8 protein-coding genes and 4 pseudogenes are annotated in these 13321 nt (G+C 61.1%); 4 read left to right on the forward strand and 8 right to left on the reverse strand.

All coding sequences use genetic code 11. The features are described from left to right. Positions 1–66: 66 nt before the first annotated feature. From ACM62G_RS27885 to ACM62G_RS27895, 3 genes are all read right to left on the reverse strand, one after another. Entirely contained in the window at positions 67–1536 is a 1470-nt protein-coding gene (locus ACM62G_RS27885) for a PLP-dependent aminotransferase family protein (RefSeq protein WP_081005902.1), read from the reverse strand. Positions 1537–1547: 11 nt separating this feature from the next. Continuing rightward, positions 1548–3047, reverse strand: a complete 1500-nt coding sequence (locus ACM62G_RS27890) for a hypothetical protein (protein WP_054057370.1) — start codon at positions 3045–3047, stop codon at positions 1548–1550. A gap of 593 nt (positions 3048–3640) precedes the next feature. After that, positions 3641–4663, reverse strand: a complete 1023-nt coding sequence (locus tag ACM62G_RS27895) for a zinc-dependent alcohol dehydrogenase family protein (protein ID WP_054057369.1) — start codon at positions 4661–4663, stop codon at positions 3641–3643. A gap of 307 nt (positions 4664–4970) precedes the next feature. On the opposite strand from ACM62G_RS27895, the gene ACM62G_RS27900 reads away from it, so the two are divergent. From ACM62G_RS27900 to ACM62G_RS27910, 3 genes and pseudogenes are all read left to right on the forward strand, one after another. Next, complete coding sequence (locus ACM62G_RS27900) at positions 4971–5885, forward strand: LysR family transcriptional regulator (protein ID WP_017901839.1); 915 nt, start codon at positions 4971–4973, stop codon at positions 5883–5885. 104 nt (positions 5886–5989) lie between these two features. Next, positions 5990–6532: pseudogene (locus ACM62G_RS27905) on the forward strand (tyrosine-type recombinase/integrase); the annotation flags it as partial. A gap of 6 nt (positions 6533–6538) precedes the next feature. Continuing rightward, positions 6539–7066: pseudogene (locus ACM62G_RS27910) on the forward strand (alpha-hydroxy-acid oxidizing protein); the annotation flags it as partial. A gap of 14 nt (positions 7067–7080) precedes the next feature. Here ACM62G_RS27910 and ACM62G_RS27915 read toward each other — a convergent pair. The 4 genes and pseudogenes from ACM62G_RS27915 to surE form a co-directional block, all read right to left on the reverse strand. Then, positions 7081–7281, reverse strand: a pseudogene (locus ACM62G_RS27915) (S24 family peptidase); the annotation flags it as partial. Positions 7282–7360: 79 nt separating this feature from the next. Then, positions 7361–8068: a hypothetical protein gene (locus ACM62G_RS27920; RefSeq protein WP_419736113.1), complete on the reverse strand. Its 708-nt coding sequence runs from the start codon at positions 8066–8068 to the stop codon at positions 7361–7363. A 368-nt stretch (positions 8069–8436) separates the two neighbouring features. Then, positions 8437–8624 (reverse strand): annotated as a pseudogene (locus ACM62G_RS27925) (DUF3158 family protein). Between the two features lie 345 nt (positions 8625–8969). Continuing rightward, a complete protein-coding gene (gene surE / locus ACM62G_RS27930; RefSeq protein ID WP_273822801.1) occupies positions 8970–9725 on the reverse strand; it encodes a 5'/3'-nucleotidase SurE in 756 nt (251 codons plus the stop codon). Positions 9726–9806: 81 nt separating this feature from the next. Here surE and ACM62G_RS27935 point away from each other — a divergent pair, with 81 nt between their 5' ends. Next, a complete protein-coding gene (locus ACM62G_RS27935) occupies positions 9807–10223 on the forward strand; it encodes a MarR family winged helix-turn-helix transcriptional regulator (RefSeq protein WP_054062208.1) in 417 nt (138 codons plus the stop codon). Between the two features lie 48 nt (positions 10224–10271). On the opposite strand, the gene ACM62G_RS27940 is transcribed toward ACM62G_RS27935, so the two are convergent. Next, positions 10272–13319, reverse strand: a complete 3048-nt coding sequence (locus ACM62G_RS27940) for an efflux RND transporter permease subunit (RefSeq protein WP_419736114.1) — start codon at positions 13317–13319, stop codon at positions 10272–10274. Positions 13320–13321 lie beyond the last annotated feature (2 nt).

Genomic DNA, 13321 nt, shown 5'->3' on the forward strand with positions numbered 1-13321 from the left:
TACAGATAACAGCCCTCCCCGCGTCTGGCAAACACAATTGGACAAAGGGTTGCCCGGTACGGGGTTTCAGGGCCCGGACTCCAGGCGCAGGGCATTGCATAGCGCGCCCAGGGCCGGCTCCAGGTGGCGGTGACCGTTGGAGGTGCTGCTCAGGCGCAGGCAATCGCGGTGCAGGCCGTGCAGGCTGAACAGTTCACCGGGGGCGATGACGATGCGCTGTTCCAGCAGGTGCTCGAAGACCTTGCGCATGTCCACTTCACTCCGGGCCCGTGCCCAGACCGTGGCGCCGCCCTGGGGCGGGACGAAGTCGAGGCTGTCGGGCAGGCGTTCCTGCAACAGTTGGCAGACCTGCGACATGCGCTCCTGCAGCAGGCGGCGCAGGATACCCAGATGTTGGTCGAGACGCCCGCTGCCGTACAAGCGGGCAATCGCCTTCTGCCGGGTCGGCGACATGCGGAACGAGCGCAGCAGGAAATGCCGTTGCAGTTCCACCCCGAAGTGTCGCGACAGCAGGTAGCCGAATGGCGCCTCGCAGCCCATGAAACGCTCGAAGCCGGCCAGCACCAGCAGGCGATCCGGGTCGACCAGGTCACGCATGCGCGCGCCGGCGGGCTGGTAGGCCAGTTCACCGTGGCTGTCGTTCTCCAGCAACCACACGCCAAACTGTTCCAGCAGCCGGGCGATCTGCTGGCGATGCTCGGCCGGCATCAGGCTGCCCCGGGGCATGTTGACCGCGGAAGACATCAGCAGCAGCTTGACCGGCTGTGTGCGCAACAGCTGTTCGAGCTGTTCCAGGTCGAACAGCCCGTTGCCGCCCAGCGGCAATTCGACCACGTCGACGCCTCCGGCCTGCAACAGGCGCAGGATCACCCAGTCGCAGGGCGACTCCACCAGCACAGTGGTGTGTTTCAACGCCAGGGCCGCCATCAGGGTTTCCAGCACACTGCGCAGGTCGGCACCGATATAGACGTCGTCGGCATGCCAGTAACGCTGGGCCGAGGTGGTGTAGCGCACCGCCAGGGCGGCTCGCAGCTCCATCTCGCCAAAGGGTTGCAGTTGCGGCTGCTGTTGCCGCGGGTACTGGCGTACCAGTTCACGTTCGAGCAGCAGCAGCGGATTGTCCAGCGACAGCAGCAACGCCGGCTCGTCATTGCCCAGCACCAGGGTGCCGGGCCTGCGCGAATGCACGTAGATGCGCTCCAGCAGATCGGCCCCGCCACTGACGAACGAGCCGCCGGGTACCGGCAAGGCGTAATAGCCCGACTTGGCCTGGGAATAGACCCGCCCCTCCTTCTCCAGCAGGGAATAGGCGTACTGGACGGTGGAAATCGACACGTTCAAGCGCTCGGACAACTGGCGCAACGAGGGCAGCTTGACCCGCGCTTCGGTTTCGACTTCGTTGATCAGGCTGACCAGATAGCGATAGACCGCCTGGTAGGCAAAGCCCGCAGGCTTGCCTTCCGGGGTCGTTCGCGGCGTCCGGCCGCTCGGCCCGGCCGGGGTCGAAGCGGGTTCGGGAGATTTCGAGGCAGTCAATCGCAAACCCTTTAGCGTCCCGACAGGACTTCCTTGCGGACTTCGCCACTGTCGGGATGGATGATATCGACACGGTGCTTGTCCGGGTCGCTGGCCCGGACCCGGGCAATCAGCGAGGCGGCGGCACTGAAGTCGACCTGTTTTTTCTGGTAGAGATCCTGCAGGCGTTCAAGGGGCAAACCGCTGACCTCGCTCAGCCACTGCTCGACCTGCTCGCCGGCCGGCTTGCCCGACAGCGCCTTGTGCAGCTCCGGCAAAGCCACCAGCATGCCCGGGTGACAGCGGCGCAGGAACGGTTCCAGGCCACGGCCCTGATTGACGAAGGGCGCGAACAGCAGGCAGATCAGTTGCCCCTCGCTCAGGCCATAGGCCTCCTGGGCGTAGACCCGGGCCAGCGCCCGGCGGCCGAGGAGTTTCTCCGAGCTGTCGTAGGCCGCCATGGCCTGCTCGATCAGGCGTGCCGACATGCGTTTCTTGCGCATCATCACCACGGCCAGTTGCAGGTATTCGGTGATCCCCGTCTGGTAGCTCAGGCCCCTGACATACTGCGCCTGCAGACCGCGCATATGCGCCATCAGCAAGGGATTGGCGCAGTCGGATTCACTGAAGTGAAACGCCAGGTCGTCGAAGCGGAAACCGAGGAACTCGGTCAGCAACGGCCAGCGCTGCTCGATATCGCTGCCCACCAGGTCATGCACGCCGACCAGCATCGGCGGCTGGCTGCGGCTGGAGCGACTGATGGCCGGCCCCTGGGGCTGGGTCGCGGCGTCACCGTAAAGCTCCCGGTAGTATTCCAGGCTGAGTTCGTTGCAGGTCCTGACCGCCTCCTCGAATTCCAGCGCGCGCCCGCCGAGCGGGCTGCGCTCGGGAGTTTCGGTCGAGCGCAGCAACCATGTCAGGTACTGTTTCTGCTCGCGGGGCGGATCGCCGATGATCAGCGCATCGATGCCCTGGTCCCAGGAACTGGCCCGCTCGTAGAAATCGGCCATCGACAGGTAGCAGTTGTTGCAGAAGGTCGTGCGGCCATCGCCCGCCGTCAGATGGCCGTTCATGAGCAAGTCGCGCCGGTTTAGGTCGCGCCCCAGGTCGGACAACGGCGTGCGATGGTGGAACGGGCGCACGTGCCGGTTGTCGACCATCAGCAATTCCACCCGCGGATCGTCATAGACGAACAGGGCGCAATACCCCTGATGGATGTTGTTCATCACCGTGGACGTCAGGCCCGCATGACGCGAGGTGGCGATACGCAGGTTGAAGGTGGCCGGCGAGCGGCCGGCGATGCTCAACTGCGCGGCCCTCAGGAAGGCCAGCGTGTAGCTGCTGTCCTTGCCGCCACCATGGGCCACCATGACCTTGAACTCACCGATCCGCTCGATACCGCCGGCAGCGACGATCAGGCGCTGGATCAACAACTGCAGGGCGATCCGTTCGGCACGGGTGAAGTAACTCATCAACCGTTGTAGGACCTGTTGATATACATAGTTCATTGCCTGCTCATGAATAGAGCTCATAGCCTTTACACCTGGATTGGGTTCAGTGTCGGGCCAACGGCGCTCGTATTATCCGCGCTTGCCAGGTCTTGCCATGTTCAGGTGCCTGTTTGGCGTCCGCCACCGGAACATGTCGGGCAACAACAAGAGTATTACCCCGAGCCTGCAACATCCTATAGCAGGATATACGAGAGTGCCCTGATTACTGATTGCCGGTTAGCGTTGGAAATTTTCGGAGAAAGAACTTCCTAGGAATATTCTTACATCAACTTACAAACTTCGATTACATGCAATATCTTAACTGGCAGCACCCCGCCGCACGGGCGCTGCCTGGCCCTGCCTATGCTCTGCAAACTCGGCGCCCAAAGCTTGTGCAACTGGACCACTGCGGTACAACAACTGAAACTCGACCATGACTCATTCCTTGAGCTGAAAGTTACCGGTTAATTATCAGTGCTTAGAGCACGATTAACAGATACAGAATTTCTGAAAAAACCAGTTCAGTTGCAGTAAAACAGGCATTCCGGGGAAGTTCATCCGCGATAAAATATTGGACAAAATAAAAAGCCCCGTATCAGTCGCCTGATACGGGGCTGATGACACCTTGGCCGGCGTCAGGCCGGATCGAGCTGCAACGCCACGCGACCACGGCATGGACAGGCGTCCATGAAACGATGGGCCTCGACGAACTCGTCGAAGGGAAACGCGCGAATCTCCATCGGCGGCAACACACGATCGGCCGTCAACTGGTTGATATCGCGCAGGGCCCGTTGCACTGCCGCCTGGTCCTGCACAATGCCCAGCTCCGGCTTGCCGGTGAAGTTGCCGATGCAGTGCACGAAGAACTGGATGTTCTTCTGGAACGCCGCGCAGGCCGGGAACGGCGTCTGGTTGCCGCCCTGCAGGCCATAGAGCACCAGGCTGCCACGCGGCGCCAGCACATCGCCGAGCATCGACATCTGCGGGCCGCCCAGGCCGTCGAAGACCATGTCGACACCCCGTCCATCGGTGTACTTGTTGATCTGCATCAGCAGATCCTGCTCCTCGGTGACCACCACCTTCTCGGCGCCCAGGGCCAGCAGGCATTCGCGCTCCTCGGCGGTCTTGGTCGCGGCGATCACCTTCACGCCCAGGGCCTTGCCCAGTTGCACGAAGGCCGGGCCGGCGCAGTGGCTGGCATCGGTGATCAGGGCGAACTGCCCCGGCTTGACTCGCGCCAGGTCGACATAGGCGAAATAGGCGATCAACAGCGGGGTGTAGTGAACGCTGGCCTGGACCGGCGTCAGCACATCCGGATAACGGGTCAGGGACGAGCGCGGCATGAGGATCACTTCGCCGTACACTGGATAGTCGTTGGGGCTCTGGGCCGGGAAGCTGGCGACCTTGTCACCGACCGCCAGGTCATCCACGCCATCGCCGACCGCCGTGACCACGCCGGCCATCTCATGACCGATACCGGCCGGCAGACGGGCGTGGGAGGACGCCAGGTTCTGCCGCCAGAGCACGTCGTACCAGCTGATACCGATCGCCTCGACACGCACCTGCACTTCGCCCGGTGCGGGCAAGGTCGTCGCATGCTCTTCGCACTTGAGCACCTCGGCCGAACCAAACTTGTGAAAACGGATCGTGCGGGACATCGCAAACCTCGCCAAATGAACTTCTAATGACACGAACTCTATCCGGGCTTTGTGGGGAACACTATCCGTGCCCGTTAATAGTCGACATGCCTGTCATTGATTCGGGGGCATTGTACACAATGTCAGCCGCAGCGGGCCGCAGCTGTGAGAAAAGCCGCTTTTGCCGGCCGGACAGGCCCCGAAATCGGGGACCAGACGCCGCCATTCCCCGGCGAAATGGGAAAGTTCATTTTTCCAGTGCGAATCAGACGGTTTTGCCCGTAAGATTCACCTCTTACGTTATTGACCCTCCTGTGAAGCGAGCCCGATGAACCGTAACGACCTGCGCCGCGTCGACCTGAACCTGTTGATCGTGTTCGAGACCCTGATGCACGAGCGCAGCGTCACCCGGGCCGCGGAAAAGCTGTTTCTCGGCCAGCCGGCGATCAGTGCGGCGCTGTCGCGCCTGCGCAACCTGTTCGACGATCCGTTGTTCGTACGTACCGGCCGCAGCATGGAACCTTCGGCCCGGGCCGAGGAAATCTTCGCCCTGCTCTCGCCGGCCCTGGACTCGATCTCCACGGCAGTGAGCCGCGCCGCCGAGTTCGACCCGGCCACCAGCACCCAGGTGTTCCGTATCGGCCTGTCCGACGACGTCGAGTTCGCCCTGCTGCCGCAGTTGCTCAAACGCCTGCGCGCCGAGGCGCCGGGCATCGTGCTGGTGGTGCGCCGGGTCAACTACCTGCTGATTCCGGCCAAGCTCAGTTCCGGCGAAATCTCCATTGGCGTGTGCTACACCTCCGACCTGCCCGCCAATGCCAAGCGCAAGGTACTGCGCCGCAGCTCGCCCAAGGTGCTGCGCGCCGACACCATGCCCGGCCCGCTGACCCTCGATGACTTCTGTTCGCGCCCCCATGCGCTGGTGTCCTTCGCCGGCGACCTGAGCGGCTTCATCGATACCGAGCTGGAGAAACTCGACCGCAAGCGCCATGTGGTGCTGGCGGTTCCGCAGTTCAACGGCCTGGGTACGCTGATCAGCGGCACCGACATCATCGCCACCATCCCCGACTACACCGCCGATGCCCTGACCGCCGCCGGTGGCGTGCGGGCCGAGGACCCGCCGATTCCGGTGCAGAGTTTCGAGCTGCACATGGCCTGGCGCGGTTCGCAGGACAACGATCCGGGCGAACGCTGGCTGCGTTCGCGGATCCAGATGTTCTGCGGGGACCCCGAGAGCCTGTAGGCCGGTTCCACTGAAGGCCATAAAGGCTTTTAATACAAGCACTTAAGTCGAAAATGCGTCCATTACCGTCCGTCTGATTCCACTCAATTTCAGCTTGACTGGGGGTATCCACGGCAATGCGCTTGCTGGTCATGCTGCCGGTGCGTCCGGGAGAACTGGTGAAGATGCGTTGGGAAGACGTCGACCTGATCAACGCCGACTGGCGCTTTGTGGTCAGCAAGACCCGGTACCTGGACAAGAGCAAACACATCGTCCCCCTGCCGGAGCAGGCGCTGGTGCTTCTGCGCGAGCTGCACAAGCGCCGAGTGGTGGATGAGGCGGGCAACGGCTGGGTGTTCGTCTCCCCGGTCTACCCGGGGCGCCCCATCAATGCGACCTCTCTGGCCAAGTCCTATCAGCGACTCTGGCCGGAATATGCCATTACCGCTCACGGCTTTCGCGCCACCTACCGCACCCTCGCCCATGAGCATCTGGGCATCGATCCGATTGTACTGGAGCTGTCGTTGTCTCACCGCATGCCAGGCGCACTGGGCGCGGTGTATGCCCGCGCTCAATTGCTACCGCAGCGTCGGGAGGCCGCGCAGCTATGGACGGATTATTTGGATCGGTTACGCAAGAATGCGGCGTTAGCGACGCAGATTGACTGAGTCAAAGTGGTAGCCGACCAGGTCGGTGGCGACCTCTGGTTCCAGCTGTACGTGGTGCACCCTACCCTTGCCGATCAGTTCGTCGCCCGGGCACTGGCGGCGGGCTATCGAACCCTGGTCCTGACTACCGACGTTGCGGTCAACGGCAAGCGAGAACGCGACCTGCGCAGCGGCTTCGGTCTGCCGTTCAGGTGCAGCCCCAAGGTGGTACTGGATGGCATGCTGCATCCGCGTTGGTCTTGGCGCCTGCTCACCGGTGGCATGCTGCAGATGGCCAACTTCGCCAGCCGGGAAGCCTATGACGTGGAACTGCAGGCCGCCCTGCTCTCGCGGAAAATGGATGCGAGCTTCGATTGGAACACCCAGCAGCGACTGCGGCAGCGTTGGCCCCATCGCTTACTGGTCAAGGGAGTGCTGCACCCCGAGGATGCGTCCCGCTGCATCGAGCTGGGCGCCGACGGCGTCATCCTGTCGAACCACGGGGGACGTCAGCTCGATGCCAGCTATTCGCCGTTGGCGACGCTGCCGGACATCGCTCAAGCGCATCTGATGCCCGCGCCCTGCATGCTGTCGCCTTGGATCGAGACCAGGTACACATGGGGTGCCCGTATATTCAAAAGCTCATCCAATGAGATCTGCCGCTCGATGTGATCAGCGGCCGGTGACGGGAATCCCGCCGGCACCTTGAAGGCACAGAGAGGCAGCGCAACGCCGCCCCCTGCCAAAGGACCTAGAATGGTAAAGCACATGACGCACGACTTCCGATACACCTGTACGAATATACAGTTAACTTAGAATAAACTTTACTCCTCGCGCTCACAATAGGCATCATTTATTTAGCAGCGTCAACATAGACTCGACAAGCCCCTTATAATTATAGGCGCCCTCTGCCGAATCATTTCCGCATTCATACTTCGAAACCTTCCCCGCATCGACCAACAAGAAGTTGTTAGCGATCTGTTTCTGGTAGAACCCTCTTGCACTCATCTTATGACATGGCAAAGCAATGACAGCAGCATGAGACTCCCTTGATGCATAGAAAAGACGAACAGAGACAGAAGCGCACCCCATAATCTCTTCATTAATGAACATTAGATGGCCAAATCTCTTTTTTTCATCTTCCCTCGAACCTTCAAGCTTACCGCCAATAGCAAGCAATACACGCTTCGCGATATCCATTGACGCGCCATCTGAGATCCCGGGTAGTGCTTGTTGGATTATCTGCGTGCCAACAGGCACCGCGCAACTTCTGATTTCTAGGTTTCTATCATATCTTTCAAGCTGAACGAACAAACCGCTACCCTGAAGAAGCGTCATCCATCCATCATAGTCAAACAGGTCTCTCCCACTTTCGCTCATGGCCTTAGCCATGGCATCAAACAAGGTAGAGACGCCTTTGAACAAACGCCCAGTCTCATCACTCAACGTAGCCTCTCTACTAGTTGAGGCTGTAAAAATATTACCAGTGGAATTTAGCTGAAGCTTAACCACCGCATCTTCGTCTTGAGACATAGATTCAAAATCAAACCTTCCCATGCTTGCCCATCCCTGCTCAACCAAGATGATGATTAGTACCCCGAGAGCCTGAGCCCGAGCACCTGGACAGAAGCTGCCCCGCCTAGTTATACGCCTTAGCCTAAGAGAATTGAAAGAGTGGAGTCCGTAAAGCTCTACGCGTGGAAGCAAGACCCGACATGGTCACCTTGGTTAAGCCGGTCTCTATCTCGCAACTCAAGCTTGATATCCATTTGTTCCCTCACCCCAGAAATGGGTAGTCCCGCTCAGTTCCCTCCCGAATGCAGCAGGGCGTGTTGAAGTATGTGCTGCTCGTAGGCCTGATCAGCCGCCGCCACCTTGTTGGCACACAAGAACGCCTGGCACCCCATATTGTGAGTCAGGCTGATCTACATGTTGATTACGATCCGTTGCAGCTCCAGCGCATACAGATCGGAGATCAAGTTGATCGGCGTATGCTCATCACGTACTAGCTCCGCCCACAAATCGGCCCCATCTTGGTAAGGTCCGATCGGCTCCAACGCAGAAAAATAGTACCCGCCCCGGTCGACTGCTTGATCAAGCGAATGGGCAACAACGTGAAAGGGTACCCCCTACAGCAACAGCGACGTGACCCAGAACGTGATTGCGGCCAAAGGCCGTGGCGAGGTCCGCCCTGTCTGGGAGCTTTTCTACAACCACTACGTGGTACTCAAGGGCCTTAAGGCGCCCTACGTCACGGCAGCCGCCCAAAAGGTTCGGCCAGAGGGCGGGGCGGCAACTACGGCCCCAACAGCGGTGGGTATGACCAACTGGGCTACGGCACCTTGACCTTTACGCTCGAAGCGAAGCCATGAAACCACGTGCTCGTCATCCCCTGGCCGGTGACGAGCACACGACTGACACCCCTGCTCGATTCACGGGAAAGAGATTCAGCCCCCAACTAGATCTCGGCCAGACAAGTCCTGTCAAAGCTGAGCGGCGTTACCGTGACATGACCATCCTGCAAGGCCTTCGTATCCGAATCTTCCTCGTCAGATGCCGACTCACGGTGCAACTGCAACCAATGAAACTCCTGACCCCGCGGATCCTGGCCGCTCACCACGCGTACACCTCGCAGGGCGCCCCTTCCTTGGCGCGTGATGCTGATCGGGGGCGTCTGCCCTGCCATGACCACAGGAAAATTGACATTCAGGCAGACATCCCTGGGCCACTTCATCGAAACAATCTGCCGCAAGATCTGCGCTCCCTGATCCTGTGCGCAACCCCAGGGCATCGCCGCTCCGTCCACGAATGCCTGGCTCAGAGCGATCGAAGGCACGCCGAAAAGCAGGCCCGTCATCGCCGCCCCCACCGTTCCTGAGAAGGCGGTTTCGTTGCCCAGATTGGCCCCTCGATTGATGCCTGAAAGAACGATGTCAGGCAGCGGGTGCGTGAGCAAATGCCCCAAGGCCATCGCCACACAATCGCTTGGCGTACCGTCGACAGCCATCCGCCGCACCCCATGGCTGCTCAAGCGCAAGGGGCGGTGAAGGCTGATGGCGCTTGAGGTTCCACTTTGATCCAAGAGAGGGGCCACGACCCAGACCTCACGGGCAATCCTGCCAGCGATTCGCTCCAGCACCTTCAATCCGGGCGCATCGATACCGTCGTCATTCGTAAGCAATACCCTCTCGAACAAAGGCCTGCCCGCTTCCATTGTCTCTCTCCCCAGGCTAGATTGGCACACACTACGACAAAATACCTATGCATATATAGCTATATTTAGATAGCAATCACAATGAACGCCTCAGCCTTGAGAAAACACATCACCCAACTGGCCAAGAGATTGCGCCAGGAGGGGCGCAACTCCCCTGAAACCTGGACGCAAATGCTAGTGCTCAGTTCGATTGATCACCATGGCAGCAGCGCCACACCGTCGGTGATAGCCAAGGCGGAAAGCATGCAGTCCTCCAACCTTGCCGCCACACTTCGGGACCTGGAGGCCGCAGGCCTGATTCATCGCCAGGCTGATCAACAAGATCGGCGCAAGATCCTGCTCTCACTTTCAGAACAGGGACAAGCCCTCCTCAAAGCCAGTCGTGACCGGCGAGACACCTGGTTGGGTGAAGCCATGAAATCGCAACTGACAGACAGTGAACGCGAGCAGTTGGAAAACATCATTCCCATCCTGGTCAAGCTTGCCCGGGCGCCCTGAGCATCGAGCACACGCGGTTATCAGTGAGACCTGGCTTTCCACGCACCCTCAGGAGCCAGTGCTGGACCGAGGTCTGGCATGGCCAAACAACAACGTATAAAGCACCGGCACCAGCCCGAGCGTCACCAGGGTACCCAGTGCCAAACCGCCCATGATGGTGATCGCCATGCCCTTCCACAGTGGGCCGGCGAACAGCATCAGCGGCACCAGGCCAACGATGCAGGTCAGCTTCGTCATGACGATGGGCCTCAGGCGCATCACCGCAGCCATCACCACCGCGTCATGCAGCGACTCCCCCGCCGTTGACTGCGCCTCGATGCGTTCCAGCAGCAGTACCGCGTTGTTGACGATGATCCCGGCCAGCGAAAGCAGGCCGAAGGTCGCCATGAAGCCGAATGGGTACCCCGTCAGCAGTAACGCCACGGCCACGCCGATCAGTACGAAGGGCACGCTGGCGACGACAATCAGCAACTTGCGAAACGAATTGAACTGCCAGATGAACAGCAGCAGGATCGCCACCAGGGCGTGCGGCAGGTATTTCAGCAAGGCCTGGTTGGCCGCCGCCGCATCTTCGATTTCCCCACCCAGTTCGATCCGGTAACCCGCAGGCAGATCCAGGTTTGCCACCTGCGGGGCCAGTCGCTCGACAATCGAGCTGGCGGTCAACGACGGGTTATGCCCCACCACGGTGATCGCCCGCTGCAGATTGCGGCGCTGAATGGTCGAGGCCTCGAACTCGCTCCGCAGCGTCGCAATCGCGGACAGAGGCAGTGCGGCCGCGCCGTTGGCCGGAAATATCAGGGTACTGCCCAGGTCCAGACCGGACGAACCCACCTCACGCGCGACGATCGGCACCATCGCCTCACCGTCCTGCAACGATGACACCTGAATCCCGTCGTTTCGCAATTGCAGGGCCTGGGCGATCTCCGTGCTGCCGACGTTGGCCAGCCGTGCCTTGTAGGGATCGACCTGCACCGTGTAGCGCGAAAGGCGGGTACGCCAATCGTCGTGCACGTCCTCGGTGCCGGGCAAGGCCCGCAGCGCCGCCTCGAGCTTGCCAGCCAGATCACGCAGGACTGCTTCGTCCGGACCGATCACCCGATAGATCACCACACCGGCTTCGGTGCTTCCCATCGAGAAGCGCTTGGGCTGCGCCTCGACTTGCGGGTGTTCGCTCAACAGGTAGCGACGAGTCCGTTCGATGACCGCGTCCAGGTCAGCGCCTTCGCGGACGCTGACCGTGAAGTAGGCAACCTCCGGTGCCGGCAGCGGCGGATTGAGCCCCAGGACGATGCGCGGACCGCCCCCGGCGACATAGCCGATGCTGTCCAGGACATCGCGATCACCGCTCAGCCAGCGGCTGATTTCCCGTACCGTCTGCAACGTCGCGCGGGAACTGCTGCCCGGCTCCAGCGTGAGCGGAATCTGGAACTGCATGCGATCGGACTTGGGCAGAAAGTCATAAGGCACCTGGGTCAGCACGAAAGCCGCTGCCGCCAGCAACCCCAGCATGCCGCAGAGAAAACTTTTGGGGTAATTCAGCAACGTCGCGATCAGACGCCGGTAACCGCGGTAGAACCTCGAATCGTATTGGTCCGGGTGTTCGCAGGCCTGGCCCGCGGAGGGTGCCTTGGCAAAGTAGAAACACAGCAGCGGCGTCACCGTGACGCTGAGCAGCCAGGAGCCGAGCAGCGTGACCGCCAGCACCGTTGCGAGCGATCGCAGGTATTCATTGGTACTGGTCTGGCCCAGAAAAAACGGCGAGAACGCCAGCACGATCACCAGCGAGGACGTCAGCAATGGAATCATCAGGGTGCGCCCGGCCTCTTCGGCCGCCGAACGCCGCTCCTGCCCCAGGTGCATCCGCCGCTCGATGTCTTCGGCGATGACAATGGCATTGTCGACCAGCAGGCCCAGCGCCAGAATGATCGCCGCGATCGATACAGTCTGCAGTTCAACCCCCACCGCGCGCATGACGATGAGGGAGCCGAGAATGGTCAGCGGCACGATGGCCCCCACCACCAGGCCGGTACGCCAGCCGAGGAACAGCATGACCACCGCCATGACGATGACCACGGTCTCCGCCATGACATGCTGCATCTTCTGCATTTCGTGATGAACGACATCCGGCTGGAAGGTCACCACGTGCAGGGTGAAGTCCGCCGGCAACTGACGCTCCAGTTCCTTCAGACGCGCACGCAGTGTCTTGCCGAACGCCTGCATGCTACGTCCCGACTGCATGGAAACGGCCAATACGACGGCGTCCTGGGCCTGATAGACAGCGGCCGTCTCCGGCGGATCGGCGGGCCCGACAGAGACCTTGGCGACACTCTGCAACGGCAGCGTCTCGCCATTGGACAATCGCAGCGGCAACTGGCGAAGCTGCGTCTCGCCCAGCACTTCACCGGACACCGTCAGGGTGGTGTTCTGCCCGCCCAGGACCGGCATTCCGCCCGTAGCGATGACGTTCTGCCCCTGCAGTTGCTGGACCAGTTGCTGGACGGACAAGCCTGTAGCGGCCAGGCGCTGGCGATCAAGGTCGATATACAGGCGCTCATCCTGCAAGCCATACAGCTCGACCTGCTCGACACCCGGCAAGGCATAGAGCTGGTTGCGCAGGCGCTTGATCGGCCCGCGCATCTCGCCCAGGCTGTAGCCCGGTGCGGTCACGGCCACCGAGGCCACCGTGACCCGACCGAAATCATCATCGACGAACGGGCCCTGGGCTCCGGCTGGGAAACCGGCACCGGCCTCGGCGGCCTTGGCTCTGACTTTCTGCCACAGCGCTCCCAGGTCCTTGATCTCATCGTAGGCCGTGACCTGGATGATCACGCTGCCCGGTCGCACGGTCGTGACCAGATTCCTGATCTCGGGCAACTCGCGCAGTTTTTCTTCCGTTGGCCGGGCCAGCAGCTCTTCTGCCCGCTCGACCGGCAGCCCGTTGAAAGCAATGCTCACCAACGCATCACGAACGGTGATCGAAGGTTCCTCCTGCGAGGGAAAGCCGAGGAAGGTCACCACCCCGCCCAGCAGGATCAGCAAGGCGGCGAACAAGGTCAGGCGACTGGAGTTGATCGCGCTGCGGGTAAGGCTCATGG

This window comes from Pseudomonas sp. COR18, from assembly GCF_048568395.1.
Classification (GTDB): Bacteria; Pseudomonadota; Gammaproteobacteria; order Pseudomonadales; family Pseudomonadaceae; genus Aquipseudomonas; species Aquipseudomonas fuscovaginae_B.